28 protein-coding genes and 1 tRNA gene are annotated in these 25,691 nt (G+C 64.8%); 17 read left to right on the plus strand and 12 right to left on the minus strand.

The annotated features are described in order from the left end of the window. Together QQM37_RS12445 and QQM37_RS12450 are read right to left on the minus strand one after the other, a co-directional pair. Positions 1-287, minus strand: a 287-nt coding sequence (locus tag QQM37_RS12445) for a hypothetical protein (RefSeq protein WP_285727935.1), incomplete at its 3' end; no start/stop codon positions are given. A 21-nt stretch (positions 288-308) separates the two neighbouring features. Beyond that, entirely contained in the window at positions 309-569 is a 261-nt protein-coding gene (locus tag QQM37_RS12450; RefSeq protein WP_285727936.1) for a hypothetical protein, read from the minus strand. On the opposite strand from QQM37_RS12450, the gene QQM37_RS12455 reads away from it, so the two are divergent. From QQM37_RS12455 to QQM37_RS12475, 5 genes are all read left to right on the plus strand, one after another. Beyond that, on the plus strand, positions 544-993 hold the full coding sequence (locus QQM37_RS12455; protein ID WP_285727937.1) for a hypothetical protein: 450 nt from the start codon (positions 544-546) through the stop codon (positions 991-993). The two genes, QQM37_RS12450 and QQM37_RS12455, sit on opposite strands and share 26 nt — an antisense overlap. 156 nt (positions 994-1,149) lie before the next feature. Beyond that, positions 1,150-1,935 (plus strand): DUF5819 family protein, encoded by a 786-nt coding sequence (locus QQM37_RS12460; RefSeq protein WP_285727938.1) that lies wholly within the window; start codon positions 1,150-1,152, stop codon positions 1,933-1,935. Beyond that, the gene (locus tag QQM37_RS12465) at positions 1,932-3,134 is read left to right on the plus strand and encodes an HTTM domain-containing protein (protein ID WP_285727939.1); all 1,203 of its coding nucleotides are present in this window, start codon (positions 1,932-1,934) and stop codon (positions 3,132-3,134) included. Before QQM37_RS12460 ends, QQM37_RS12465 begins: the two co-directional genes overlap by 4 nt. After that, positions 3,131-4,567 carry a phytoene desaturase family protein gene (locus QQM37_RS12470; protein ID WP_285727940.1) on the plus strand — a complete coding sequence of 479 codons (1,437 nt, stop codon included), beginning with the start codon at positions 3,131-3,133 and terminating at the stop codon, positions 4,565-4,567. The genes QQM37_RS12465 and QQM37_RS12470 overlap by 4 nt, the downstream gene beginning before the upstream one ends. Positions 4,568-4,638: 71 nt before the next feature. Next, complete coding sequence (locus QQM37_RS12475) at positions 4,639-5,385, plus strand: YceI family protein (RefSeq protein ID WP_285727941.1); 747 nt, start codon at positions 4,639-4,641, stop codon at positions 5,383-5,385. A gap of 206 nt (positions 5,386-5,591) precedes the next feature. Here the strand turns inward: QQM37_RS12475 and QQM37_RS12480 are convergent. Beyond that, positions 5,592-5,674: transfer RNA gene (locus QQM37_RS12480), tRNA-Leu, on the minus strand. Between the two features lie 298 nt (positions 5,675-5,972). On the opposite strand from QQM37_RS12480, the gene QQM37_RS12485 reads away from it, so the two are divergent. From QQM37_RS12485 to pknB, 7 genes are all read left to right on the plus strand, one after another. After that, entirely contained in the window at positions 5,973-6,794 is an 822-nt protein-coding gene (locus QQM37_RS12485) for an FhaA domain-containing protein (protein ID WP_285727942.1), read from the plus strand. After that, positions 6,794-7,276: an FHA domain-containing protein FhaB/FipA gene (locus tag QQM37_RS12490; protein WP_285727943.1), complete on the plus strand. Its 483-nt coding sequence runs from the start codon at positions 6,794-6,796 to the stop codon at positions 7,274-7,276. Before QQM37_RS12485 ends, QQM37_RS12490 begins: the two co-directional genes overlap by 1 nt. A 1-nt stretch (position 7,277) precedes the next feature. Next, positions 7,278-8,960: a PP2C family protein-serine/threonine phosphatase gene (locus tag QQM37_RS12495; RefSeq protein ID WP_285727944.1), complete on the plus strand. Its 1,683-nt coding sequence runs from the start codon at positions 7,278-7,280 to the stop codon at positions 8,958-8,960. Continuing rightward, complete coding sequence (locus QQM37_RS12500) at positions 8,957-10,405, plus strand: FtsW/RodA/SpoVE family cell cycle protein (RefSeq protein WP_285727945.1); 1,449 nt, start codon at positions 8,957-8,959, stop codon at positions 10,403-10,405. The genes QQM37_RS12495 and QQM37_RS12500 overlap by 4 nt, the downstream gene beginning before the upstream one ends. Beyond that, the gene (locus tag QQM37_RS12505; protein WP_285727946.1) at positions 10,402-11,880 is read left to right on the plus strand and encodes a peptidoglycan D,D-transpeptidase FtsI family protein; all 1,479 of its coding nucleotides are present in this window, start codon (positions 10,402-10,404) and stop codon (positions 11,878-11,880) included. Before QQM37_RS12500 ends, QQM37_RS12505 begins: the two co-directional genes overlap by 4 nt. Then, positions 11,877-13,607: a protein kinase domain-containing protein gene (locus tag QQM37_RS12510; protein WP_285727947.1), complete on the plus strand. Its 1,731-nt coding sequence runs from the start codon at positions 11,877-11,879 to the stop codon at positions 13,605-13,607. The genes QQM37_RS12505 and QQM37_RS12510 overlap by 4 nt, the downstream gene beginning before the upstream one ends. Positions 13,608-13,673: 66 nt before the next feature. Continuing rightward, positions 13,674-15,608 (plus strand): Stk1 family PASTA domain-containing Ser/Thr kinase, encoded by a 1,935-nt coding sequence (gene pknB / locus QQM37_RS12515; RefSeq protein WP_285727948.1) that lies wholly within the window; start codon positions 13,674-13,676, stop codon positions 15,606-15,608. 72 nt (positions 15,609-15,680) lie between these two features. Here pknB and QQM37_RS12520 read toward each other — a convergent pair whose 3' ends face one another. The 4 genes from QQM37_RS12520 to QQM37_RS12535 are packed head-to-tail and all read right to left on the minus strand — an operon-like array spanning position 15,681 to position 17,883. Then, on the minus strand, positions 15,681-16,280 hold the full coding sequence (locus QQM37_RS12520) for an SseB family protein (protein ID WP_285727949.1): 600 nt from the start codon (positions 16,278-16,280) through the stop codon (positions 15,681-15,683). A gap of 40 nt (positions 16,281-16,320) precedes the next feature. Further along, a complete protein-coding gene (locus tag QQM37_RS12525) occupies positions 16,321-16,959 on the minus strand; it encodes an aminodeoxychorismate/anthranilate synthase component II (protein WP_285727950.1) in 639 nt (212 codons plus the stop codon). A 9-nt stretch (positions 16,960-16,968) separates the two neighbouring features. Continuing rightward, a complete protein-coding gene (locus tag QQM37_RS12530) occupies positions 16,969-17,160 on the minus strand; it encodes a hypothetical protein (RefSeq protein ID WP_285727951.1) in 192 nt (63 codons plus the stop codon). A gap of 12 nt (positions 17,161-17,172) precedes the next feature. Continuing rightward, positions 17,173-17,883: a class E sortase gene (locus QQM37_RS12535; RefSeq protein WP_285728030.1), complete on the minus strand. Its 711-nt coding sequence runs from the start codon at positions 17,881-17,883 to the stop codon at positions 17,173-17,175. A gap of 300 nt (positions 17,884-18,183) precedes the next feature. On the opposite strand from QQM37_RS12535, the gene QQM37_RS12540 reads away from it, so the two are divergent. The 4 genes from QQM37_RS12540 (at position 18,184) to QQM37_RS12555 (ending at position 22,650) form a co-directional block, all read left to right on the plus strand. Next, on the plus strand, positions 18,184-18,450 hold the full coding sequence (locus QQM37_RS12540; RefSeq protein WP_285727952.1) for a cell division protein CrgA: 267 nt from the start codon (positions 18,184-18,186) through the stop codon (positions 18,448-18,450). Positions 18,451-18,930: 480 nt separating this feature from the next. Further along, positions 18,931-19,968, plus strand: coding sequence for an iron ABC transporter substrate-binding protein (locus tag QQM37_RS12545; protein ID WP_285727953.1), 1,038 nt, complete (start codon positions 18,931-18,933; stop codon positions 19,966-19,968). A gap of 4 nt (positions 19,969-19,972) precedes the next feature. After that, positions 19,973-21,508, plus strand: coding sequence for an ABC transporter permease (locus QQM37_RS12550; RefSeq protein ID WP_285727954.1), 1,536 nt, complete (start codon positions 19,973-19,975; stop codon positions 21,506-21,508). Further along, positions 21,505-22,650 (plus strand): ABC transporter ATP-binding protein, encoded by a 1,146-nt coding sequence (locus QQM37_RS12555; protein WP_285727955.1) that lies wholly within the window; start codon positions 21,505-21,507, stop codon positions 22,648-22,650. The genes QQM37_RS12550 and QQM37_RS12555 overlap by 4 nt, the downstream gene beginning before the upstream one ends. A gap of 24 nt (positions 22,651-22,674) precedes the next feature. Here QQM37_RS12555 and QQM37_RS12560 read toward each other — a convergent pair whose 3' ends face one another. The 5 genes from QQM37_RS12560 to QQM37_RS12580 form a co-directional block, all read right to left on the minus strand. After that, positions 22,675-23,424, minus strand: a complete 750-nt coding sequence (locus QQM37_RS12560) for a VIT1/CCC1 transporter family protein (RefSeq protein ID WP_285727956.1) — start codon at positions 23,422-23,424, stop codon at positions 22,675-22,677. A gap of 131 nt (positions 23,425-23,555) precedes the next feature. Next, a complete protein-coding gene (locus QQM37_RS12565; RefSeq protein WP_285727957.1) occupies positions 23,556-23,819 on the minus strand; it encodes a hypothetical protein in 264 nt (87 codons plus the stop codon). 32 nt (positions 23,820-23,851) lie between these two features. After that, on the minus strand, positions 23,852-24,187 hold the full coding sequence (locus QQM37_RS12570) for a suppressor of fused domain protein (protein WP_285727958.1): 336 nt from the start codon (positions 24,185-24,187) through the stop codon (positions 23,852-23,854). Between the two features lie 65 nt (positions 24,188-24,252). Continuing rightward, complete coding sequence (locus QQM37_RS12575; RefSeq protein WP_285727959.1) at positions 24,253-24,603, minus strand: DUF2185 domain-containing protein; 351 nt, start codon at positions 24,601-24,603, stop codon at positions 24,253-24,255. A 50-nt stretch (positions 24,604-24,653) separates the two neighbouring features. Further along, on the minus strand, positions 24,654-25,013 hold the full coding sequence (locus QQM37_RS12580; RefSeq protein WP_285727960.1) for a hypothetical protein: 360 nt from the start codon (positions 25,011-25,013) through the stop codon (positions 24,654-24,656). 52 nt (positions 25,014-25,065) lie between these two features. Between QQM37_RS12580 and QQM37_RS12585 the strand changes: the two genes are divergently transcribed. Beyond that, the gene (locus tag QQM37_RS12585) at positions 25,066-25,398 is read left to right on the plus strand and encodes a hypothetical protein (RefSeq protein WP_285727961.1); all 333 of its coding nucleotides are present in this window, start codon (positions 25,066-25,068) and stop codon (positions 25,396-25,398) included. Positions 25,399-25,691 lie beyond the last annotated feature (293 nt).

Raw genomic sequence — 25,691 nt, forward strand, 5'->3', positions numbered from 1 at the left:
GCCAACACTGCAGCAGCGGCAAGCGCAGCAGCCACAGCTAACTCCTCCAACCAGGCGTCAGCACAGGCAGCAGCAAACACCAACGCCAACGCAACGGCATCAGCGGCGGCATCAGCAAGCGCCACAGCCACTGCGGCAACCAATGCCGCAGCGCAGGCAGCAGCGCAGGCGGCCGCCAACGCGGATGCCAGCAGCGCTGCGACTGCAGCAGCCAACGCCAATGCCAACGCAGCGGCCTCTTCTGCGGCCACTGCGGACGCCACGGCCACTGCCTCGGCCAATGCCACCAGCACTGCCAACGCTTCGGCTCAGTCCGCAGCCAACGCAGCCGCATGGAGCACGGCAAACGCAGACAGCAACGCCACGGCATCCGCCGCAGCTAATGCCAACACTGCAGCAGCGGCAAGCGCAGCAGCCACAGCTAACTCCTCCAACCAGGCGTCAGCACAGGCAGCAGCAAACACCAACGCCAACGCAACCGCGTCGGCAACGGCGTCCGCGAACACCAACGCCAGCTCCAGCAGCAACGGCACCCCGATCACGGTGACCATCGATAAGTCGGTCGTCACGGTGGGCGAGGATACCGTCCTGACGGTGACCGGCCATGGTTTCAAGGCTGGCGAAGTGGTCTCCGGGACGGTTCACTCCGTGCCAATGGATCTGGGTGTGCAGACCGCTGACGCTAACGGCCAGGTGGTGTTCACCTTCAACAGCAAGGATCTGGAAGTTGGCGCTCACAGTGTGACGCTGACCTCCACGACCGACGCGACCCGTACCGGAACTGTCGGGTTCACCGTCATTCCGGTCGCGGCCACCGCTTCGGCCAGCTCCTCGGCCGCAGCAACCGGCACCGGTGACGGCTCGCTGCCGGACACCGGAGCGAATGGCGTGCTGCCCCTGCTTGCAGGTGGTGCCGTCATCCTGCTCCTGGGTGCCGTCATGATCGGTGCGGCTGCCAGCCGCAAACGACGGAAGATCACCGCTGAACGCTAGGTTCAAGCACTAGGGATCTACCAGTAAGAACAATGATGGCCCCGGCTCGGATCACCGCGCCGGGGCCATCATTCTCACTGACCCCCAGGATAGCCCTTTACTCTTGAGGTAAGCGGCTTGGGGGGTCGGTCATCAGATCAAGTTAAAGGAAGAATTGTGGCTGAGCCGACAAGCACCAGCACCCCTGTGAAACGCAAACCGTATGTCCGTGTGGTGATGGTTCTTGCGGTACTTCTGACTGCGTGGCACGTTGCGGCATCCTTCTTGTGGATCGCCCCATACTCGGACGGAGCGCGGTCCGCATTCCCGGGCGGCCAGCCGACCCTGACGGCCTATATGATCCCACTCTTCGGTCAGTCCTGGAGCGTCTTCGCCCCGGAACCGATCAATGGAAACTTCACCCTGAAAGTCCGTTCCAGCAGCACGGTCAACGGTCAGGAGCAGGTCACCGACTGGGTCGACGCAACTGCGGTGGAGCTGTCGATGATTCAGCACAATCTTTTCCCACCCCGCGCCGGGATCCAGGCCGCCGAGCTTGCCTCCGAATTCAAGGGCGCCTGGGACAACCTCACCGCCGATCACAAGGTGATCGTGGGCCTGAACTACACCAATGGCACCGACTGGTCCGCACGCCTCAATGACAAACTGCTCAGCTATGGCAACCCCGACGTCGTCAATGCCTACCTGATTCAGGAAACCCGGGTGGACCGCTACGCCACCCAGGTCGCAAAAGCCATCTGGGGCGACAAAATCGAGCGGGTTCAGTTCCAGATTTACCGACAGAACATCACCCCGTTCGCCCAGCGCAACGATCCCACGGTCAAACCCCAGCCTCTGCAGCTGGCCAATACCGGTTGGCGGGGCCTCGATGCCGCCCCAGGTCAGTCATCACTGGATTTTGCAGCAACCTTCCGCGCCCACTACGAAAAGACCCAGCGATGAACCCCGTCAAGGCCTCGCAACGCCCCAGCGCTCAGAAATCCAGCGCACAGAAACCCGGCGCACAACGCCCGGGACCGGGGGGCCTGGGCGCCATCATCATCGGGTATCTGAGCGGCCTGGGACGCTTTATCCGCAGCCTGCTGCAGCAACTGTTCACCCTGATCGGCTCGCTGGTTCAGCGAGGGTACCTCTGGGTTGAGTCCTGGCTGCTGGATTCCAAGAAATCACTGTATGGCCTGGGCGTGACGCGCATCGTGTTCGGTGTAACCGGGCTGACCCTGCTCATGGCCAACTTCTCGACCCGGCTCTACTCCTTTGGCCCGGGCTCGGCGTGGAACGGCGAAATGCCGGTGGCCAAGAGCGATCTGGCCCGAATCGGCATCTTCTCGATGTTCCATGACGCCATGCTCAACGGCGCTGTCTACACCTTGCTCTACCTGATCCTCATGCTGCTCGCCGTGCTCTTCATTCTGGGCTGGCGGTTTCGGATCGTTCTGCCGCTGTACTTCATCATGTGGGTCTCCTTCATTGAGGCCAATGACATGCTCGGCGATCAGGGCGACAATATGTACCGCATTGCCCTGCTGCTGTTCTTCTTTGCCGATCCTGCAGCCAGGCTCTCCCTCGATGCCCGGCGCAGGGCCAAATTCGCGGACCTTCCGGCAAGCACTCCGTGGCTGGTGCGCGTCTGGCGCGGTCACTCCCCCCTCGATCCGCAGATCGGCTCACTGTTCCACAATCTGGCGCTCGTGGCCCTGACCGCCCAGGTCTGCTTCGTCTACGCCTCGGGCGCGCTGTACAAGGCGGGCGGCGTACCGTGGTCCACGGGCTATGCGATCTACAACCCGCTGATGACCGAACGGTTCGGCACCTGGCCTGAACTGAGCCAGATCACCACCCATTGGGGAGCGGTAGTCGCCGCCATCAGCTGGGGGTCGATCATCATGCAGATCACCTTCCCGCTACTGCTGCTGACCCGCCCCACCCGCATCCTTGCGCTCTTCGGCATCATGTCCTTCCATATCGGCATCGCCGTCCTGATGGGGCTCCCGTGGTTCTCGCTGACCATGATCGCCATCGACTTCATCTTTGTCCGGGACCGGACCTGGAAAGCCTTCGGTGGGGTCATCTCCTCCACTTTCACCAAATCCTTCAACCCCTCCGCCGTGGCCGCAGAAGGTGCGGAAGGCACCTCATGAGGGATGCCGCCGTCGTCGGATCCGGGCCTAATGGTCTGGCCGCTGCCGTGCTGCTGGCACGCGCGGGCCTGCAGGTCGACCTCTTCGAGGCCAGCAGTACGATCGGCGGCGGAACCCGGACCCAGGAGCTGATAGCGCCGGAACACTGGCATGATGTCTGCTCGGCAGTACATCCCATGGCCTTCGCCTCGCCGTTCTTTCGCGAATTCGGCCTGGCGGAGAAGCTGGAATGGTTCACTCCGGAGATTTCCTACGGCAACCCGCTCGATGGCGGACGGGCGGGCCTGGCGTATCACAGCCTGGACCGCACGGTGGAGGGGCTGGGCCGGGACGGTGCTGGATACCGCAGGCTGATGGGGCCACTCGTGGACCGCGTCCAGGGCGTGCTGGATGTTGCCCTGCACCCGGTGCTCCGGATACCCCGTGATCCGCTGGCCTTCACCGCTCTGGCTCTGGGAACCCTCTGGCAGGGCAGCCCAGCCTGGAATCTCGGCTTCCACGACCAGGAGGCGCCGGCATTGCTCACCGGGGCTGCGGTGCACACCGTGGCCCCACAACCCAGCCTGAGTTCGGCCGCGGCCGGCCTGGTGCTGACCAATCTGGCGCACACGGTAGGCTGGCCGATCCCCCGGGGTGGTTCGGCCCAGATCTCCCAGACCATGCTGGACGATTTCCTGGCCCACGGCGGGACGCTCCACACCGATACTCCGATCACCGACCTGGGCGAGCTGGAGGAGTACCGCGCCACGCTGCTCGATGTCGGTCCGCGGGGGCTGCTCTCCCTGGCTGGAGAACGGCTGCCAGACCGCTATGCGGCCGCGCTGCGGCGGTACCGCTATAACAACGCTGCCTGCAAAGTGGACTTCATCCTCTCCGGCCCAGTGCCCTGGCAGAATCCGGAACTGGCGCTGGCGGGCACGGTGCATGCGGGCGGCAGCCGCGCAGAGATGGCGCTTTCCGAGCGTCAGGTAGCACGGGGCGAGCACCCCACCGAGCCCTATGTCCTGCTCTCACAACCCAGCAGTTTCGACCCCAGCCGGGCGCCGGCAGGACGTCACGTGCTGTGGACCTACTGCCATGTTCCGGCTGGCTCCACGCGAGACATGCGGGACGCCGTCGTACGCCAGCTGGAGCGCTTTGCCCCCGGCTTCCGCGACCTCATCGTGTCCTCACGTGCGACGACGGCGGCACAGCTGGCCGAGTACAACGCCAACTACGTCGGAGGTGACTTCGGGACCGGGGTGCCCGATCTGCGGCAGTTGATTGCCCGTCCTACGCTCAGCCTCGCCCCGTGGAACACACCGCTGGCCGGAACCTACCTGTGCTCCGCGGCGGCACCTCCCGGGCCCGGTGTGCACGGAATGGGCGGGTATCACGCGGCAACCAGGGCGCTGAAGGAGATCTTCGGGCTGAAACGGCCATCTCTGCGCTGAACCCGAGGCCTCAGGAGCATGGGCTTGTGTGGCACCGCGCCGTAGACTGGCCGGATCAGAAGGGAGCCCCGATGGCCATCCGGAAGCGTACTCGTCTCATCCTGGTTGTTGCTGTCGTCGTGGTGCTCCTCGGCGCCGTGGCAGTGTTCCTGGGACCGCAGTGGTACGCGGCCTCTCAGGGGCCCGCGCCCGCTCCGCTGAGCCTGAGCAGCCCGTCCACCACCGTGGGAAGCCCCACCGCCCCCGGTACAAGTGCCGCTCCCTCAGCTGCCACCACCGCCGGCGTCGCCAATCCGGCAGATGCTGGGCAGTGGAAAGTCGGCACTGGATCCCAGGCCGGATACCGGATCGACGAGCAGCTCAACGGGGCGAAAAACACCGTCGTCGGCAGGACCGGGAAAGTCAGCGGCACGGCCACGGTGGCCGGAGGACAGCTGACTCAGGCGCAGATCGACGTCGACGTTGCCAGCATCATGACGGACAACGGAACCCGGGACAATTACTTCCGCGGCTCCGTGATGAAGACGGACAGTCATCCCACGGCATCCTTCGTTCTGTCAGCCCCGGTCGGGCTTCCGGGCTTGTCCGCCACCCCGGTGTCGCTGAGCGCCTCGGGCAGCCTGGAACTGGCCGGGCAGAAACATGAGGTGGTCGCCAAATTGCAGGTGGCGCGCTCGGACGCACAGGTGTCCATCTCCGGCACCATCGATCTGGTGCTGGCGGATTTCTCGATTCAGCCGCCGAACCTGGGCTTCGTCAAAGTGGCAAACACAGGCACCATCGAATTCCTGCTGCGCCTCGATCACCTCCGACCCTGATCCCTTTTCTCAGCTTTCCCAGCTTTCCCAGCGCCACACTGAACCCGCCGCTCAGGCCCCAGGGGGGTAGTTCAGCACCGCGAGGGTGAAAACACGCGTCGCACTACCCACCCAATGCTGAAACACCCTCCCGCAGTGACCACACAGCTGTGTGGTCACACAACGCAAAAGTCCCGCAGACCTGAGGTCTACGGGACTTTCATCTGTGCGCGAGGGGGGATTTGAACCCCCACACCCTTTCGGATACTGGCACCTGAAGCCAGCGCGTCTGCCGTTCCGCCACTCGCGCGAGTGTCTGAACCCTGGAACGAATTCCCGGTTCACAGCGACATTCAGCATAACGGAAAATCCGCGAATCACCCAAATCGCGCAGGCGACGGCACCCAGAAGCACCGAAAAACAACCCCTCGGAACCTTCTTCCACCGCCTGTAACAGGTAACGATCTCGACCGTTCATGGACCAAAAGTAAGGTCATCAACAGGCGCACCAAGTAGTATCAAGCCCAGAAGCATCCGGCCGGGAGGCTGGCCCTGCGCTGTCGTCCTGGAGATGGCCGCGCTCCGAAACGACACAGGAGGAGGTGCCGATGGGACTACTGGACAACGTAGAGCGTGGTCTGGAGAAAGCCGTTCGCGGCGCGTTCTCCCGCGGCTCGCGCTCCCAGGTACAGCCGGTGGAAATCGCCAGTCGGATCCGTCGTGAGATGGATGACAAGACGATGAGGTTCGACGCCGAGCGCACCTTCGCACCGAATGTATTCGACACCCTCCTGGGCCCCAACGACTTTGAGCGCGCCAAGACCTGGGGTGCTGCCCTGGCTGAGGAACTCTGCGACGTCGTCATCCGTCACGCCCGGTCCCAGGGCTACACCCTGCAGGGGCCGGTTCGGGTGTCCTTCACGCGCGATGCCGCTCTCAAGCCGGGCGAGATGCGCGTCATCTCCTCGATTGAGCGCTCAGACGCCCGGGGGGCCACTGCGTCCCAGGCGTCGGCCGCCTACGCCTCGCCGAACCCTGCTGCACCCCGGCCCGCACCGGCGCCGGTTCAGCGCGCCCCCCAGGCGCCCCGACTGCCTCAGCGACCGCCTCAGCCGGTGCTCGACATCGACGGTCAGCGCTATTCACTCAACGCCTCCTCCGTGGTGCTCGGCCGCTCCAGCGATGCGGACATTCTGGTCGATGACACCGGAGTCTCGCGCCGACACGTCGAAATTCGCAGCCAGGGAGGCGCCAGCACGGCCATTGACCTGGGGTCGACCAACGGGAGCTTCGTCGACGGCCGCAAGATTGACGGCTCTGCACCGCTGCACGATGGCTCCACGATTTCCATCGGCCGGGCAACCATGGTGTTCCGACTGATTCCGGCCACCGGCTCCCCCGGTTCAGCGCGCACCGGGAGCGGCGGCTGATGGATGAGCTGAGCGGGCTGACCCAGGCCGTCCTGCGCTTCGGCTTCCTCCTGCTGCTCTGGGTCATGGTGTTCAGCGTGGTGGCCGCGATGCGTCGCGACCTGGTGATCGGCCGCAAGGTCCGCACCGGGACGCCCACCGCGCGTCAGGCACGCAAACACCCCGAACTGGCCGCACCGCCGGTCCACCAGCGTGCCCGCCAGCTCGTGGTCACCGAGGGCCCGCTGAGCGGTACGGTGCTGGATCTGGGCACGACGCCCATCCTGCTGGGCCGCGCTCAAGAGGCCACACTCGTTCTGGAAGACGACTACGCCTCCGGACGCCACGCCCGCCTCTTTCCTCAGGGCAGCCGCTGGTTCATCGAGGATCTCGGCTCCACCAACGGGACCTATCTGGCGGATCAGCAACTCACCAGGGCGCTGCCTCTGGAACTGGGTGTCCCGATCAGGATCGGCAAGACGGTCATCGAATTGAGGCCGTGAGATGGCCGGATCCCCCTCGCTGGTTCTGCGCTATGCCGCCCGCTCCGATGTGGGCCTTCTGCGCGCCAAAAATGACGATTCCGCGTATGCGGGCCGCTATCTGGCCGTGGTGGCCGACGGAATGGGCGGCCATGCCGGTGGCGACGTCGCCAGCGCCTCCACGGTGCTGGACCTGATTCATCTGGATCGTGACGGCTATCAGGGTGATGCTGATATTCAACTGGCCGATGAGATCCAGATTGCCAACTCACTGCTCTCCGAGATGGTGCACGTCAACCCCAAACTGACCGGCATGGGCACCACGGTGACCGCCCTGCTGCTCTCCGAAGGCAAGCTCGCCTTTGCGCATATCGGTGATTCGCGCGCCTACCGACTCAAGGGCGGCATTTTCGAGCAGATCAGCACCGATCACACCTTTGTGCAGCGACTCATCGACGAAGGCCGACTGACTCCCGAGGAAGCCGAGGTCCACCCGCATAAGAACGTGCTGATGCGAGTGCTCGGCGATGTCGATGCCTCCCCGGAGCTGGATGTCAGCACCTTTGAGGTCACACCGGGCGAACGCTGGCTCCTGTGCTCTGACGGGCTGAACTTCGTGGATCTGGACGTCGTGGAGCAGGTCATGCGGCAGACGCCGTCCCTGGAGGTCACGGCGGAGACACTGATCAACCTCACCCTGGAGGTCGGCGCCCCGGACAACGTGACCGTGGTTCTGGTGGAGGTAGCGGAAGGGCCCGATGACGAACCAGCCGACGACGTCCGGGTGACCACGGCGCGCATCGACGTGGTGCCGGGTGCAGCGAGCTCGGCTGGGGCGCCGGTCGTGGCAACCGAGACGGCAACGGCCGATGCCGAGACCGACCAGCCGCATGAGACCGGTGAGCAGGCCGATGACACCAACGATGGGCTGGCTGAGAAGGCCGAGGCAGCGGACGCCCCCACCGATGAGAAGCTGGACGACAATCAGCTGGGCGACGACGATCCGGCCGACGATCCTGCCGAGACCAGCCACGGCAGCACCCTGGGTGACCACATAGCCGATGAGGTCATCAGGGAAGAGCTTGCCGCGCGGCCGCACCAACTGGTCGGTGCGGCGGTTACCGCGCATGCCGAGGGCAAGATCCCGGTCATCGAGGGTCGCCGCCGCACGCGGCGGGCCGCTGCGGTACTGACCCACCGCACCGATTCAGACAGCGACGAGTACGTGCTGATCACCGAACCCGTCCGGCGCCGGACGTGGCTGGCCGTGGCTGCCTCGCTCGCCGTCATCCTGGTCCTGGCCGGTGCCGCCTGGGTGGGCTACGCCTGGACGCAGACCCGGTATTACGTCGGTGAATCCCATGGAAAAGTGGCCATCTACAACGGGGTGGCCCAGAGTCTTGGCCCCATTCAGCTCTCCCATCTGTACTCCGAAACCGATATCTCGGTGAGCTCGCTGCCACCCTTCTCCCAGCAGCGGTTGAGTCAGACTCTCGCGGCGGCCAGCCTGGCGGACGCGAGGAATATCATCACGGACCTGCAGCTGGGCCATATCAGCCCACCGGACGGCAGCAGCCCGAGTGACACGGCATCCCCCGGTGGAACGGGGACCAGCTCCTCGAGCCCCAGCACAGGCACCTCCAGCCCTGCACCTTCCGCGCCGCCCTCCAGCCCTCCCGCGAGCACGGGAGGAGCCACCCCATGAGCCAGGTTCTGACCGTCCCCAAGCCCCGGCGCAATACCGAGCTGGTGCTTCTCATTTTCGCCCTGATCCTGGGCATCGGAGCATATGCCTTAGTCGACATAGATCTGCGGATCCCCTTCGGTGCCGACTTCTACCTGCAGGCAGTGGTGCTCACCCTCCTGGCCATAGGCATGCATGTGACCTTGCGGTTCCGCGCTAAATATGCCGATCCAGTAATACTTCCGATCGTGGTGCTGCTCAACGGCATCGGCCTGGCGATGATCCATCGGATCGATGTCGCCACGGGCGATGGCGCAGCCACCCGTCAGTGGATCTGGACCACCGTGGCGGTCGCGGCAGCGGTGGCGGTGATCTGGTTCCTGCGGGACCACAAAGTGCTCCGGCGCTTCACCTATATTTTCCTCGCGGTCAGTGTGATTCTCCTGCTCATGCCGCTGATGCCGATCATCGGCGGCGGCGACATCAACGGCGCCAGCGTCTGGATCAAGATTGGCGCCCTCTCCTTCCAGCCTGGTGAGGTCGCCAAAATCACCCTGGCCGTGTTCTTTGCCGGCTACCTCTCCTCCAACCGGGACATCATCCTGCTGGCCGGGCGGAAGATCGGCCCGCTTCAGCTGCCTCGTCCGCAGGACCTCGGTCCCATGCTCGTGGCCTGGGCGGCCAGCGTCGGCGTCCTGATCTTCCAGCACGATCTCGGCACCGCAGTGCTGTTCTTCGGCCTGTTCGTGGTGATGATCTACGTCGCCACCGGTCGGCTCTCCTGGGTGGTGATCGGCATCATCCTGGCTGCTGTGGGCGGTTTTGCAGCAGCCAGGATCTTCTCGCATGTGGGTCTGCGCATCGACTCCTGGTACAACGCCTTCTCCCCGGAGGTCTACAACCGGGCCCCGGGCGGCAGCGAGCAGATCGTCAAGGCACTCTTCGGAATGGCCAATGGCGGGCTGTTCGGCACCGGGCTGGGCCAGGGGGATCCACAGCTGGTGTTTGCCGCGAATGCGGACATGATCATCGCCTCACTCGGTGAAGAACTGGGCATGATCGGCCTCTTCGCCATCATCCTGCTCTATGCGCTACTGGTGACCCGCGGCTTCCGTGCCGCACTGGGCGCCCGGGATGCCTTCGGTAAGCTGCTCGCCTGCGGGCTGGCGTTCGCCATCGCCCTGCAATGCTTCGTGGTGATCGGCGGGGTCACCCGACTGATCCCGCTGACCGGTCTGACCACGCCGTTCCTGGCCGCTGGAGGCTCCTCCCTGCTGGCCAACTGGATCATCGTGGCCCTGTTCCTGCTGATCTCCGATGCCGGCCGGCGGCCGATCGTGACCACCCCGCTGCCGCAGGACTCACCCGCAGACCAGGCCACGGAGAGCCACCCGGGCACCACGAGCCCTTCCGTGAACGCGCCCGCCACTGAACCATTCGACGGATCGAAGGTGACCACCTCATGAACCAGGCCATCCGATCCTCCTGGGCTGTCGCCGTCGTGCTGATGGCGCTCATCCTGGGCTCCGTCACCTATGTTCAGTTCTTCGCGGCAGACAGCCTGAAGCACAACGACCTCAACACCCAGTCCCTGCTGCAGGCCTACTGTGGCCAGCGCGGAGCCATTGTGGCGGGCGGACAGGCCATCGCCCAGTCCGTTCCTTCCGGCGACTCCTGCGCCTACGTGCGCCAGTACGTGGATGGTCCGTTGTACGCCGGGCTCACCGGTTTCTTCACGCAGGCTTTCGGTGCCTCCGGGTTGGAGCTAGCGATGAATGACCAGCTCACTGGCCAGGCACCGGAGTTGTTCTTCGACCAGATCGCACAGCTCCTCTCCGGCAGCCAGCCGAAGGGGTCCTCGGTGGAGCTGACCATCAATCCGGCCATTCAGAAGATGGCCTACGACATGATTCCGGATGGCACCGTCGGCTCCATTGTGGTGATGAACCCCAAGACCGGCGCGATCATCGCCATGGTGTCCAAACCCAGCTACGACACCAACCTGCTGGCCGGGCACAACTACCCACAGGTGGCGCAGAACTTCAGCACGCTCACCCAGGATCCCAATGTGAACATGTACGGCTCCAGCGCCTACCGGCTCACCTACTCGCCAGGCTCCATTTTCAAGCTGGTGGACACTGCCGCAGCGCTCTCCAGCGGCAAGTACACCAAGGACTCGGTGCTGGCTAACCCGCCCTCGCTGACCTTCCCCGGAACCAGCGTTGATCTGCCCAACTATGTCTACGGCAACTGCAAGCTCCAGACCCAGGCAGATTTCGCCTTCGCCCTGGCGCAGTCCTGCAACACACCGTTCGCCCAGATTGCCCTCGACCTGGGGCAGCAGGCCATCACGGACCAGGCCACGAAGTTTGGCTTCAATACCTCCGGGCTCAGCCTGCCCAGCATGCCGGTGGCCACCAGCGTCTTTCCCGGCGGCAAGGGCGGGACTCTGGGACAGGCCGAACTGGCCCGCAGTGCCATCGGCCAACAGAACGTCCAGGTGACTCCTCTGGAGGTCGCCATGTTGACCTCCGCCATCGCCAATAAGGGTGCCCAGATGAAACCACAGCTGGTGCAGGGCGTGCGAACGCCGGATTTGAAGCCGGTCTCGCGATACGATTTCAAACCGGAGCAATTGCGCCAATCGATCAGTCCCGAGGTGGCACAGCAGCTCACTGACTGGATGACCGGCGTGGTGGACAACGGCATCGCCCACGCTGCTGCGGTCCCCGGCATCAAGGTCGCAGGGAAGACCGGAACGGCCGAAGGCGACCTGACCAACCCCAGCGCCCCGAAGAATTCCTGGTTCACCGGATTTGCTCCTGCCGATGACCCGCAAGTAGTGGTTTCCATCATGGTCCAGGGCGCGGACATCGTGGCCGGAAACCAACTGACCAGTCCTAATGCAAGCAAACTCATCAAGGCGGTGTTGAACAAGTGAGGCCTATCTCCGGCGATACCTTGGGCGGACGGTTCCAACTCACTTCTCGAATCGCCATCGGCGGCATGGGCGAGGTGTGGCGTGCCCAGGACCTGGTCCTGGGGCGCACGGTAGCCATCAAGATCCTCAAAGAGGAATACACGGGCGATCCGAACTTCCTCCAGCGGTTCCGCGCCGAGGCGACCAACACCGCGCGACTGAACCATCGCGGCATCGCCGGCGTCTTTGACTACGGTGAGGAGGACGGCTCTGCCTACCTGGTGATGGAGCTGGTACCGGGCGAGCCGCTCTCCTCCATCATTGAGCGCGACCGGGTGCTCAGCCCGGACCGGACGCTGGACATCATTGCCCAGACTGCCCGCGGTCTCTCCGCCGCCCACGCCCAGGGGCTGGTGCACCGGGATGTGAAGCCGGGCAACCTGCTGATCACCCCGGACGGTCAGGTCAAGATCACCGATTTCGGCATCGCCCGGCTGGCTGATCAGGTTCCGCTGACCCAGACCGGTCAGGTCATGGGTACCGCCCAGTATCTGGCGCCGGAACAGGCCACCGGACAGCAGGCGACCGGTTCCAGCGATATCTACGCCCTCGGCGTGATCGGCTACGAGTGCCTGACCGGGCACCGGCCCTTCTCCGGGGAGTCCCAGATCGCCATCGCACTGGCCCAGGTCAATGACGCCCCGCCGCCGCTGCCTGAGTCCCTGCCCTCCCCGGTGCGTGCACTGCTGATGTCCATGCTGGCCAAGGACCCGGCCAACCGCCCCGCCAACGCCGACCGGCTCGCTGAGGCGGCGGACGCGATCCGCGCTGGTGACATTGCCGCAGCGCAGGCTGCCGTGCCCGGCATGCTGCTCTTCGAATTCAGCACCGGCCCCATCACGGCGCCGGTGAACGTCGACCCGGCCACCACGGTGCTGGGCACCGGCGTACCGACGGCCGCGACCTCGATGTACCCCGCTCCGGTCACCTCTGCCCTTCCTGCGGTTCCGACCGCTGCTGCGGCGGCAGAGACGGTTGCCGCCCAACGTGACTGGTCCGCCTCCGATCTGGCGCAGGTCAGCGACGATTCCGCCGAGCAACGCCAGCAGTCCAAGGGCCGTAGCCCCTGGACCTGGCCTCTGGTGGGTCTGTTGATCCTGGCGGCACTGGTGATCATCGCTCTGCTGCTCAATGCGCTGGGCGTGTTCTCCTCGCACTCCACCGGGGTCAACACGGCCACACAGAGCTCCTCGAGCGTCGCGAGTACCCCCTCCAGTACCACTGCCACCAGTACCTCCCCGAGCACCTCGGCCAGCGCCACCAGCAGCGCGACGACGGTGACGATCTACCCGGATCAGTTCAACGGCAAGCAGTGCTCCGCCGTGAAGACGCAGCTCGTGGCGATGAACCTGCAGGTGCAGGAGGATCAGGTCTTCGATCCTTCCGCGGCGGGTACGGTGCTGGATGTCTCGCCCGCGGGCCCGGTGCCCGTCGGATCCGCAGTGACCGTCAAATGCTCCAAGGGGCCCGAGATGGTGACGGTCCCCGCAATCGGTGGCCAGACCGGACAGCAGTATGCCAGTGCCCTGGTCACAGCCGGTCTGGTGCCCTCCGGACCCAACACGAGTGCGCCGGTCACCGGAGTGAGCCCGGTCCCCGGTGCCTCCGTGCCGAAGGGCTCGGTAGTCACCTACGTGACCGGCACTGCGCCGTCCTCGAGCTCCTCGGCGAGCTCCACGAAGCCGTAGCCGCCACACACAGTGACCAGCCCCGCCCCTGAACCCCAGCCAACCACCAGCAGAAAGGACCGACCGATGAGCGACAGTGCGCCCAGTACCCAAGGCACGCGCCGTCTGCTCAACGGTCGCTACGAGCTGGAGCGGCTGCTGGGGCGCGGGGGGATGGCTGACGTCTTCCTGGGCAAGGATCTGCGCCTGGGTCGCCCGGTCGCCGTCAAACTGCTCCGCCCGGATCTGGCGCGCGACCCGCAGTTCCAGGCGCGCTTCCGTCGGGAGGCGCAGGCGGTGGCCGGACTCAACCACCCCTCGATCGTGGCCGTTTATGACACCGCCGACGAGCCCCCTGCCGACGGACGGGTCGACTCACCACGTCTTCCCTACATCGTCATGGAATACGTGCAGGGCCACACCCTGCGCGAGCTGGTCCGCTCCGGCACACTGAGCATCGACCACGCCATCGACTACTCGCTGGGCGTGTTGTCCGCCCTTGAATACAGCCACCGGGCCGGCATCGTGCACCGGGATATCAAGCCTGCGAACGTCATGGTGACGGCGGACGGCGGCTCGGTGAAAGTGATGGACTTTGGCATTGCCCGGGCCATGGCGGATTCCTCGGCCACCATGACGCAGACCCAGGCCGTCATTGGCACCGCCCAGTATCTTTCGCCGGAGCAGGCTCGTGGGGAGAGCGTCGATGCCCGCAGCGATCTCTACTCCGCCGCCTGTCTACTCTATGAAATGCTCACCGGTCGGCCGCCCTTCGTCGGCGACAGCCCGGTGTCCGTGGCCTATCAGCACGTGGGTGAGGCAGCCGAGCTGCCCAGCCATTACAACCCCCAAGTCAGCCCGGCCCTGGACAGTGTGCTGGTGAAGGCGCTGCAGAAGGATCGCCTCGATCGTTTTCAGGATGCGGCTGCCTTCCGCCGGGCCCTCCGTGCAGCCAAGGCGGGCGTCGCTCTTCCCGTTCCGGTGGTCGCGCCTGATCCGGTGGCGGCTCCGGCGGAAACGGTGGCAGTTGCTGCCGTAGAGGCCCCCGCCCCGGTACCGGGGACCTCCTCCGATGCCGTTGCCCCCGACGCTGGCCCCTCCACCCGGGCGATGGCGAAGGTGCTCTCCGGTGGATCGCTCACCACGGGCGAGCCCGACGAGGCGGAAGAGGTTCCGCTGGGACTGATGAACGAAAAGGAAGTGGATCGGAGGGTCAGACGCCGACGACGGGCGTGGATCACGGTGCTCTTCATCGGCTTGCTGATCGTGCTGCTGGCCGGTGGCTATTTCCTGTATTCGATGCTGACGGCCAAACCAGCGCCCCCATCCACCGTGGCCATCCCCTCGGTAGTCGGCATGAACGAGACTGAGGCCTCCAATGCACTGTGGGGGGCCAAGCTCAAGCCCGTCAGTGAGAAGGTCTATGACGACACCGTGAAGGTCGGTTACGCCGTCGGTACCGACCCGACCACGGGCGCCTCGGTTCCTGAAGGTTCTGAAGTCCATCTCAAGATCTCCAAGGGCCCGGCCAGCATCGTCATTCCGGCCACCTTGTCCGGTATGACTGAGAGCGCCGCCCGGGATCAATTGCGCGCTCTGCAGCTCAACGCCGGGATGACGGTCCTGGTGGATGACCCCAAGATTCCTGCGGGCCAGGTGGTGTCCACGTCTCCGGCCTTCGGAGAGAAAGTGGCTGCCGGGAGCATCGTGAACCTCAACGTCTCCACCGGCAAGGTCAAGCTTCCCGCCTTGTTCGGCAAGACCAAGGATGAGGCCGCCCAGGCCATCGCCGATCTGTCCCCCACGCTCAAGGTGGATTTCCGCACCGAGGAAAACTCCCAGGTCAGCCCCGGTAAGGTCGTCGGTCAGGATCCTGGTGCGGACAGCGAGGTTGCCCAGGGCAGCACCATCGTGGTGAAAATCGCCGCCGCACCCAGCAGTAGCCCCTCATCGAGTCCCTCCGGCACAGCCTGCCCCACGGGCAGTTCCGCTCCGCCCACCGGATGCAGAACCGGCCCCTGAGCGCTCATTCCGTTACACCCGACGGACCGCAGTGAGGTCCATCTTCCGGTGGTACTCGGCGCCAGGAATCATCTAGGCGTTCCTCAGAACCATATGCTCATTGAGAGGGTTGATCACCACGTCCACCCCCGGGGCCAGCTGGCCGACGCCCGTCGCCGGGACCACGGAGGCGATCACCCCGGCTTCTTTGCTCTCACTCACCCATGCGTCGAACAGTTCGCGTGAGGAGAACGCAGGGATCATCGGCCGACCGTGGACGGTGATCGTGATCAGGCGGCTAGTGCCATGCTCTTCCACCGTCGGAACGAGCACGCCGTGCCGCGCGACGAGGGAACTCGCCGCTTCCAGTGTCCCGATACCGGCCTCCCGCAATTGGCGCACGGTCACGCGCGCAAGGAGCGTCAGCGTGCCCGGAGCGCTCCCCTGCAGCTCGTACATGCGCGTGAGCGCGCGCTCGAAGCCCTCGTCTGCATGCCCCGAATCGACCACCTGGTGGGTCAGGGAGACTGCAACTGATCGGGGCGACAGCTGCCCAGACCGCACAGCACGAAGCTCCGCCTCCAACTCTCGGCGGAACGAGGAGCTCAGCCGGGCAGGAAAAGCCTTCTGCGCCGAAGCAGCCGCGAGAGCGTCAAGGGCCTGGACCACCGCGTCCTCATAGCTCAGCGTCATGGAATCCTCTAGTCCAGAGCCACCACTCACCGGCGTCGATCTAGTGCGTGATCAGCGGGCTCAGATGGCTGGAAACTTCTTGCGCACCCGCCAGACCCAGCGACTCGAGCCAGTTGCCCAGCATCCGGTAGCCGCCCTCCGTCAGCACCGACTCCGGGTGGAACTGCACACCGACCATCGGGGCCGCCCGGTGGGCCAGCGCCATCACCACACCGCTCTCGGTCCGCGCCGTCACCTCCAGCAGCTCCGGAATGGTCTCCGGCACCGCCGCGAGCGAGTGGTACCGCGTCGCCGTGAACGGGGAGGGAACGCCGTCGAACATGGCCGCCCCGTCGTGGAACACCGGCGAGGTCTTGCCGTGCATCAGCTCCGGCGCGTGGCGCACCTCGCCGCCAAAGGCCTCCGCGATGGCCTGATGCCCCAGGCAGACGCCGAACAGCGGCTTCTGGGCGGCCGCTGCCCAACGCACCAGCTCAATGCAGACCCCGGCCTCGGCGGGGTTCCCGGGGCCAGGGGAGAGCAGGATTCCATCACGGGCATCGGCCAGTTCAATGGCCTCCTGCAACGTGACGTCATCGTTGCGCACCACCGTGGTTTCCGCGCCGAGCTGCTGCAGGTATCCGACCAGGGTGTAGACAAAGCTGTCGTAGTTGTCGATAACGAGAATGCGGGTGCTCATGGAGTGATCCTAGTGACGGTCGATGACGGCGGCTGGACTGCCCAGCGAACCGATGGTGGAGTCGGAGAAGGGGTTGTACTGGGACAGCCAGGGGAACACCCAGGTGACCAGAAGGGCAAGAACGACGAGGACGAGGATCACCGTCTCAATGATCCGCAGCCAGAGCGGTCCGGGCAGATGCCGGAAGAGCCAACCGTACATAGCTATTCCTTCCTACTTCTTCCCGGCCAGAGCCTGGACCTGGGCGGCGATCTCGGCGGGCGGACCAGCGCTGGCGGGCTGCCACGAGGTCAGCACCGAGTACGCAATGATGCGCTCCGCGACGCCGAACCGAGGGTTGCAGCTGGTCATGGTGAGCACCGACTGTTGCGGGGCGACTCCGGCCTGGGTGGGTACCGGCAGCAGCACATTGACCTGTGTGGGCAACACAATCTCGGTATTGCGGAAGACGTAGGTGTAGTAGCCGTCTTTGGTCTGAATGTAGATCTTGTCGCCCGGCTGAAGCGTGTGGATATTGTCCAGTACTGCGCCGTGGGTCTGCCGGTGCCCCGCGACGGCAAAATTGCCCACAGCCCCCGGCATCGCGGTGCTGTCGTAATGCCCCAGGCCCAGAGTGTCTAACTCACGCTGGGCGGTTCCCTGGACCAGCGGACGACTGTAGTCCGCACCGAAGCGTGGGATGTAGGCCACGCCGAATACTTCGCCGTCCTGCGTGGGGGCGGGCGTCACGACCGGCGGACCATAGTCTTTAGGCTGCGGATCCTGGGGGGTGAGGGGTCCGGTGATCTGCTGGGCAAACTGCTGAACGGCCTGCGCCTGCGTGTGATCGGCCTCAATATTGGTCCACCACAGTTCCCAGCTGACAAAGAGCATCAGGAGCACGCCTACGGTGATCAGGAGCTCGCCCACCACCTGCACCACCATCCGCAACGGGCCGCCGGAAGGTGCCGCCCGGCGAGGGCCCCCGCGCGTTTCAGCCTCGGCTGGAGCGTCAGGCCGCCGGCGTGAACGCCGCGATGTTCCGGCATCGTCCGGTAGCTGGGACACCGCGCCTCCTCGCTTTCAGGGTGGATCCGCTCGATCCACAGGTGGTTGGGCGATAGACTGACTGCCAGAAACCACCGTGCACGGTCAAGGTACGCCCCTTTGCAGGATACCAAGCCGCCGCGCCACGTACGCATCGGCGGCCCTCGTCGTCCATGCTCCGCCCCGTGAGGAGACCCCGTGCCCGAGTCGAAGTCCCGTCGACGCACCCGATCTGCCGAGACCAGCCAGCAGAGCAGCAAGGCCATCAAACCGAACCCGGTGTGGTTCAAGCCTGTCATGTTCGGCCTGATGATCCTGGGCCTGCTGTGGATCATCGTTTACTACATCACCTCCATGAGCCCCGGTGGCAGCTGGCCGGTCCCTTCGCTGGGTGCGTGGAACATCGCCATCGGCTTCGGCATCGTGATCATCGGCTTCCTGATGACCACCCGCTGGCGCAGCTAAGCCCACTGAGGGGCGAGGGGCCCCTCCCCCTGACATCGAGTGTCGAGATAATGCTGGAAACCCGCGGGTTTCCAGCATTATCTCGACACTCGATTCGTTTTTTAACCGCCGATCCACCGGCGCCGTGAGCCCATGCCACACCCCAGACAGCACCCGGCCCACCCTCAGCCCACAGAACGTGCACAGGCTGTGGCGAACGTTATCCACAATGTGAATAACTCTGTGGGAAACTCGCTCCCTGGGGATAACGCGAGAGCTCTCCTCGCCGGATCCCGCGGAACTACACCGTTGTAAGCCGTTTGTTCATCCACAGCCAACCCTGTGGATGAGTAATCCTTGCCTCGCAGAAGCGCTACCCGGTGGAAATAATTAGCACACATCCGTTTTTCGTTTTTATGGAAACTGGCCTACAGTGGTAACCGGCCCGGTCGTTCGGGTACCTCACAGCCTCAGGGCCATTGCTCCCAGAAAAGGACTCTCGTGTTGTTGAAAAGCAAAGCCCTCGGAACTCTGCTGGCCGTAGCGGTCGGCGCTCTGGCCCTCACCTCCTGCGGTGCCAGCACCCCCAGCGATTCGTCCTCCGGCCAGCCGGGAACCCTGACGGTCTACAACGCCCAGCATGAGGCGCTGACCACGGAATGGGCCAATGCCTTCACCAAGGCGACCGGCATCAAGGTCACCCTGCGTAACGGCGGCGACACCGAACTAAGCAATCAGATCGTCCAGGAAGGCAAGAACTCCCCGGCGGACGTCTTCCTCACCGAAAACTCTCCGGCGATGGCGCAGGTGGAAAACGCTGGGCTGTTTGCCCCGCTCGATGCCACCACGGTGAGCCAGGTGCCCGCTGCCTTCCGCCCGTCCACCAATAAGTGGACCGGCATTGCGGCCCGCGCCACAGTCTTCGCCTACAACCCCAGCAAGCTCAGCGCTGACCAGCTGCCCGCCTCGATCATGGATCTGGCCAAGCCGGAGTGGAAGGATCGCTGGGCGGCATCGCCCTCCGGCGCAGACTTCCAGGCCATCGTCTCAGCCATGCTCCAGCTCAAGGGCGAACAGGCCACCCAGGACTGGCTCAACGCGATGAAGACCAATGCCAAGGCCTACAAGGGCAACAGCACGGCGATGAAAGCTGTCAATGCCGGTGAGATTCCCGCCGCGGTCATCTACCACTACTACTACTTCGGTGACCAGGCGGCGACCGGCGAGAACAGCAAGAACGTCACCCTGAAGTACTTCAAGAACCAGGATCCGGGTGCCTTCGTCAGCATCTCCGGCGGTGGTGTTCTGGCTTCCAGCAAGAACCAGAGCCAGGCACAGCAGTTCCTCGCCTTCATCACCAGCAAGGCCGGCCAGGACATCCTGCGGACCGGAACCTCCTTTGAATACCCGGTAGCCTCCGACGTTCCGGCGAACCCCAAGCTCGTTCCGCTGGCGGATCTGCAGGCCCCCAAGGTCGATCCCGCGACGCTCAACAGCGCCAAAGTGACCGACATGATGACCAAGGCTGGCCTGCTCTAACCCTATGAGAGCCGCCTTTGCCCATCCGGGGCGCATCGCCATCGTCATCCTGGCCGTCCTGGTCAGTGCCCTCAGTCTCCTTCCACTCGGTTTCGTGGTGGTCGGGACGGTGAGCACCGGCTGGGACACCGCGGTGGCGATGGTGCTGCGCCCGCGGGTCGGTGAATTGCTCAGCAACACCCTGTTGTTAATTCTGATCACCGTGCCGCTGTGCCTGATGATCGGGACGGGGGGCGCCTGGCTGGTGGAGAAAAGCCACCTGGCCGGGCGGCGCTGGTGGGCGGTTCTGCTGGCAGCACCGCTAGCCATCCCGGCCTTCGTCAACAGCTATGCCTGGGTCAGCGCCATCCCCTCGCTCTCCGGTCTGTCCTCCGGCGTCCTGGTCGCCACTCTCTCCTACTACCCCTTTGTCTATCTGCCGGTCGCGGCCGCGCTGAGCCGCATGGACCCGGCCCTGGAGGAGACGGCAGCCGTTCTGGGCCATGGCCCGTGGCGACGCTTCTTCACCGTGGTGCTGCCCCAGTGCAAACTGTCGCTGCTCGGCGGAGGTCTTCTGGTCGGCCTGCATCTGCTCTCCGAATACGGTGCCTTCGCATTCATCCGCTTCGACACCTTCACCACAGCGATCTACGAGCAATACCAGTCCACCTTCAACTCCTCGGCAGCGACCATGCTGGCCGGGGTTTTGGTGCTTCTGTGCCTGGTGCTGCTGCTGGCCGAGGGTGGCCTGCGCGGAAAGGCTCGCTACGCCCGGCTGGGCACGGGATCCCAGGCGGCTCCCAGCCGGGAACCCCTGGGTGTCTGGCAACTTCCGGCACAGCTTCTGCTCGCCGCCCTGGCCACCGCGGCCTTCGCCCTGCCGCTCTGGCAGGTGCTGCGCTGGGTCGTCGCCGGCGGAGCTGAGGTGTGGGCGCGGCCGGAGCTGGTCAATTCCCTCGGCACCACCCTGGGGTACGGGGTGGCCGGCGCCGTCGTCACCGTGCTGGCCAGCCTGCCACTGTCCTACCTATCGGTCCGTCGTCCGGGGATGGTCAGCAAGCTGCTCGAGGGGCTGAATTACGTTTCCTCCTCGATGCCCGGCATCGTGCTGGCCCTGGCCTTGGTCGCAGTCACCATCCGCGCGGTCCCAGGGCTCTACCAGACGTCCTCCGTGCTGCTGGTCGGCTACCTGTTGCTGTTCATTCCGCGAGCGCTGGTGACGGTTCGCACCGGCCTGGCCCAGGCGCCGCCTCAACTGGAGGAAGCCGCTCAAAGCCTGGGCCGACGCCCCTTTGCGGCGTTCTGGCTGGTCACCGCCCGGTTGAGCGCGCCGGCCGTTGCCAGTGCCGCGGCTCTGGTCTTTCTGGGTGTGGTCAACGAGCTCACCGCCACCCTGCTACTGGCCCCGAATGGCACACGCACCCTGGCCAGCGAGTTCTGGTCACTCAGCAGTGAAATCGACTATGCCGGAGCGGCTCCCTATGCTCTTTTGATGGTGCTGCTTTCGGCACCGGTGACCTATCTGCTCTTTGTTCAATCCAAGAAAGTGGCCGGCCAATGAACCCGTCCGCCCAGACAGACCAGAACCGCGGCGCTGGCGACCATCTGGTCCTTGAGGGGCTCGTCAAAAGCTACGGCGACCGCCGGGTCGTGGACGATATCTCGCTCACCGTGCATCGGGGGACCACGACGGCGATCATCGGCCCCTCTGGCTCCGGCAAGACGACCCTGCTGCGGATGATTGCCGGATTCGAGCGCCCCGATGCCGGGCGCATCCTGCTCTCCGGCCAGGAGCTCTGTGCTCCAGGGAAGCACCAGCCGGCACATCAGCGGCCGGTGGGCTACGTGTCCCAGGAAGGATCTCTGTTCCCGCACCTGAGCGTGGGTCAGAATGTGGCGTTCGGCCTGCCGGGCGGGCAGAAGGTTACTGCGGACCGGGTGGCCGAGCTGCTGGAGACCGTCTCACTCAACCCCGACTATGCCAAGCGCCGTCCCCATCAGCTCTCCGGTGGTCAGCAGCAACGTGTGGCGCTGGCCCGAGCACTGGCCCGCGAACCGGAACTGATGTTGCTGGATGAGCCGTTCAGTGCGCTCGATGCCGGCCTCCGCCTGGCCACCCGACGCGCAGTGGCGCAGATCCTGGCGGAGGCTGGGATGACCACGGTGCTAGTCACTCATGATCAGGCCGAAGCGCTGTCTTTTGCAGATCAGGTGGCGGTCTTCGGCGAGGGCACCCTGCGCCAGGTGGGAAGCCCCTTCGTGGTGTACAACCGGCCGGCCGACCGCGGCACCGCCGAATTCCTGGGTGAGGCGATTTTTCTGGAAGCCGATCTGATCGACGGAGTGGCGCATTGCGCCTTGGGCGAGGTACCGGTCAGCCCGCGTGCCCTGCCCCGCGGGGAACGGGAGCTACCCCAGGGCCGGGTCACCATCATGCTCCGGCCGGAACAGATCCGCATTCAGGACAGTTCGCCGGTGCGCGGCATCGTGCTGGACAGCGAATACTTCGGCCCGGAAACCACCATCCACCTGCAGCTTCAGCCCGCAACACCCCTGGAGGGCAGTCGCGCGTCTGCGACCCCGACGTCCACCGTCCCGAGAGCTGCGGGGGATGTCATCACCATGCGGCTCTGGGGATCCACCGGCGTGAAATCCGGCACCGAGCTGGGGCTCCATGTGGTGGGACACGCCGTCGTCCTCTGATCTGACCTGAGTCCGGCACCGAAGCTAGGCTACCCCACTGGTGCCCAGCAACAGGCCGATGCCGTAGGTGGCGGCGAGCGCCAGAGCCCCACCGACCACCACTCGCAGGGTGGCCCGCGGTGCCGGGCTGCGTCCGATCCTGGCACCTATCGCACCGGTCAGCGCCAGGGCGGCCAGCACCGCGAGGATGGTGACCGGAACCTTCCAGGGCACCGGAACCAGCAGGACGGCAAGGAAGGGCAGAATTCCGCCGGTCAGGAAGGCCACGGCAGAGGCAAAGGCGGCATGCCAGGGGTTCGCGATGTCATCCGGATTGATATCCAGCTCCACCGCCAGGTGAGCGGCCAGAGCATCCTTTTCGGTCAGCTCGATGGCGACCTGGCGGGCTGTTGCAGGGCTCAGCCCCTTGGCCTCGTAGAGACCGGCGAGTTCCTCCAGCTCACCTTCAGGATCGTCTTCAAGTTCCTGTCGTTCCTTCGCGATCAGGGCGTGCTCGCTGTCGCGCTGGCTGCTCACCGACACATACTCGCCCAGCGCCATGGATACGGCGCCGCCGATCAGTGCGGCCGATCCGGCGATGAGCAGCGGTGCGTTATCGGTAGTCGCGCCAGCAACACCCACCACGACCGCCGCCACGGAGACGATGCCGTCATTGGCGCCCAACACCCCCGCGCGCAACCAGTTGAGTCGTTGGGCGATGCCTTCGCGATGTGGCTCGTTATCGTGTTGACCAGTAACTCCGGATTCTTCGGTCGACGTAGTCAGCTCACTCATACCCCTATGCAAGCACTGAAAGGTGCCACTGACCAGCAAGGATAGGCTCGCATTGGGAAGGTGTGGCTACCCTACGATTCGCTGTCCGGCTCACTCTCCGTCTCACTCGAGGGCATGCCGCCGGCGGCCCGCTACATCGGGATTCCGCGGTTCCATCCGGGTTTCTGAATCAGCCGCTCATCCTGCGTTCGATCACGGCAGGCTTCTGCGAAGGCCGCTGCCTCGCGCGGATCCGCGAGCAGGAGCCGGTACTCATCGTCGCTGAGCGCGTAGTACTCCTCGTAGTCGGCGACGCCGATGGTGACGGGAATGGAGAGAAAGGGCTGACCGGTCTCCTCGACTGTTCCCAGCGAGTACCGGCCCTCCGGTGAGTGGAAGGCATCCTGGACTTTCATGATTCTCCTGCTGTTGTGGTCGTAAACGTCATCTAGATCACCGAGGTCCTGTTCAGATCCCAGATATCCGGACGTTGTGCCTCCAGAAGCGGGATCAGCCGCACAGTGCCAGACCCACCCGTCCCGGGACCACCGTCAGCGACGGCCGCCAACTCAGCATCGGTGATCGGAATCGGCATCAGCCATTCGATACTTCGCCCGCTCGATGTCAGTTCCTCAAACGGCGTATTCCAGATGAAGGGATACCAGAGCAGTGCATGACACGCCGTGCTACCCGGGTACACCTGGGGGAAGACACGGCCTGGGGTGGGCTGGAACCCACCCACCGGAATCGCCACCGTTTCGGATTCATCGCGCCAGATGCGCACTGAACGGAGTGGACCGATATGTGCCTGCACATGATCAAGCACACGGCGTTGAGTGTCGGTGACCATTACCGGCCCGGAGCGGGCGTCAGAGGCTCCCCGGTGAGGTTGTCCCGGAAAAACATTCCGCCCTCGGGTGTGCGGACAAGCTCGTAGTCACTGCCCACGGGGTGCAGGTACACCCCGATGATTGCCGGTTCGATCGCGGCCACCTCGTTGAAGCTGACCACCGAAAGGTTCCGCGGATCGTCCAGATACGCTTCGTCATCGATCGCTGAGAAAAACCGCCACCCGTTGTCGGAGGGATTGATTGAGGGCTCGCGCACCAACCAGCGCAGGGGCGCGACTCCCTTCATGATGTTCAGCGACACCACGCACGCACCGGAGTCACGGATGAATTCAGGGGTGGTACTCGACATGGCAGCTCTCTTTCGGTTGATGGACGATGCCGGCCCCATCGGCTGGTGGCTCAGTGTTCTGCGCGCAATTCGCTGAGCAGCCTCGGCGACAGAGTAGACGACGTGGAGGCGGTGTCCACCCACAGGCCCACGGCTGCGTCCAGTCTGCGGATGACATCGGCTGCGAAAAGGGTCACGGCAAACGTTCCCACCGCGGAACTCTTGTCCAGACCGGCCGTCGAGGTGGCCACGACCATATGGGTCACACCCTCAACGTCCACCAGTACCGGCTGAAAGGAACCCTGGCCTGGATCGATCGGTGTGGGTACTGCCAGGACGGTGGTCATCACTTCCCTGACAAGATGCTCGTTGCTGTCCTCGCCTCGCTGGACCTCGCTGGCGATCAGGTCAATCGCGTCGCTGCTTTCCATCTGCACCCCTCGACCCTGCCTGGAAGGTCCATCGATTGGATACACTACCGGAATGCTGACCCTCCCCGAGAGCCAGGGCACGTATTTCCGCAAGATCATGACCTGGAAGTTCGTACCGCTCGGCATCGTGCTGGGCGGACCGGTGGCGGTCAGCGTGTCGATGGCCAACCACCGTGTCGGCATGGTGAGCGTGATCGGCGTCGCCGTCGGGCCGGTCCTTTACCTTTTGATGAACATTCTGTTCATCTCTTTCACCCTCAGGGAAGAACAGAAACTGCAGGAACGCCTGGACGCCTGCCAGCGCGCCGCCGCCCCCTCGGCTCAGTTCCCGGCGGGCGCAGCGGGCTGGAGCAGTGCCCCGGAGCGGCGCCTGGCTGCGGCTTGATCCGCATGATCCCGCGGTGGCGCTCTTTGATCTGCACGCCACTCCGACTGATCATCACCAGGCGGGCACTGACCCCGCACCGTCCAGGGCCAACCCTTCACTAGCGAGGTCTCGCCGGGGCGGGCAGGTATTGGCGTCTGCCCCTGCTGGCCCTGGTGGCGGCGACGCTCGTCAGCTGCGTGGCGATGATCCTCCTGGCCGGCTGACCGACTCAGCTGAAGCCGCCCGGCTGGATCCCCTTGCGTCGAGCGGAGGGAGCGAGCAGGCTGGAAGAGACGACCCGACATCGAGGA

Origin of the sequence: Psychromicrobium xiongbiense (assembly GCF_030271165.1) — a bacterium.
GTDB classification, from domain to species: domain Bacteria; phylum Actinomycetota; class Actinomycetes; order Actinomycetales; family Micrococcaceae; genus Renibacterium; species Renibacterium xiongbiense.

Coding starts and splice junctions, on each gene's coding strand:
- QQM37_RS12585 (WP_285727961.1), top strand. CDS start 25,066: ATGCTGACCCTCCCCGAGAGCCAGGGCACGTATTTCCGCAAGATCATG.
- QQM37_RS12500 (WP_285727945.1), top strand. CDS start 8,957: ATGAGCCAGGTTCTGACCGTCCCCAAGCCCCGGCGCAATACCGAGCTG.
- QQM37_RS12475 (WP_285727941.1), top strand. CDS start 4,639: ATGGCCATCCGGAAGCGTACTCGTCTCATCCTGGTTGTTGCTGTCGTC.
- QQM37_RS12465 (WP_285727939.1), top strand. CDS start 1,932: ATGAACCCCGTCAAGGCCTCGCAACGCCCCAGCGCTCAGAAATCCAGC.
- QQM37_RS12575 (WP_285727959.1), bottom strand. CDS start 24,603: ATGTCGAGTACCACCCCTGAATTCATCCGTGACTCCGGTGCGTGCGTG.
- QQM37_RS12490 (WP_285727943.1), top strand. CDS start 6,794: ATGGATGAGCTGAGCGGGCTGACCCAGGCCGTCCTGCGCTTCGGCTTC.
- QQM37_RS12470 (WP_285727940.1), top strand. CDS start 3,131: ATGAGGGATGCCGCCGTCGTCGGATCCGGGCCTAATGGTCTGGCCGCT.
- QQM37_RS12485 (WP_285727942.1), top strand. CDS start 5,973: ATGGGACTACTGGACAACGTAGAGCGTGGTCTGGAGAAAGCCGTTCGC.
- QQM37_RS12555 (WP_285727955.1), top strand. CDS start 21,505: ATGAACCCGTCCGCCCAGACAGACCAGAACCGCGGCGCTGGCGACCAT.
- QQM37_RS12530 (WP_285727951.1), bottom strand. CDS start 17,160: ATGTACGGTTGGCTCTTCCGGCATCTGCCCGGACCGCTCTGGCTGCGG.
- pknB (WP_285727948.1), top strand. CDS start 13,674: ATGAGCGACAGTGCGCCCAGTACCCAAGGCACGCGCCGTCTGCTCAAC.
- QQM37_RS12560 (WP_285727956.1), bottom strand. CDS start 23,424: ATGAGTGAGCTGACTACGTCGACCGAAGAATCCGGAGTTACTGGTCAA.
- QQM37_RS12580 (WP_285727960.1), bottom strand. CDS start 25,013: ATGGAAAGCAGCGACGCGATTGACCTGATCGCCAGCGAGGTCCAGCGA.
- QQM37_RS12565 (WP_285727957.1), bottom strand. CDS start 23,819: ATGAAAGTCCAGGATGCCTTCCACTCACCGGAGGGCCGGTACTCGCTG.
- QQM37_RS12520 (WP_285727949.1), bottom strand. CDS start 16,280: ATGACGCTGAGCTATGAGGACGCGGTGGTCCAGGCCCTTGACGCTCTC.
- QQM37_RS12550 (WP_285727954.1), top strand. CDS start 19,973: ATGAGAGCCGCCTTTGCCCATCCGGGGCGCATCGCCATCGTCATCCTG.
- QQM37_RS12505 (WP_285727946.1), top strand. CDS start 10,402: ATGAACCAGGCCATCCGATCCTCCTGGGCTGTCGCCGTCGTGCTGATG.
- QQM37_RS12495 (WP_285727944.1), top strand. CDS start 7,278: ATGGCCGGATCCCCCTCGCTGGTTCTGCGCTATGCCGCCCGCTCCGAT.
- QQM37_RS12535 (WP_285728030.1), bottom strand. CDS start 17,883: ATGGTGGTGCAGGTGGTGGGCGAGCTCCTGATCACCGTAGGCGTGCTC.
- QQM37_RS12525 (WP_285727950.1), bottom strand. CDS start 16,959: ATGAGCACCCGCATTCTCGTTATCGACAACTACGACAGCTTTGTCTAC.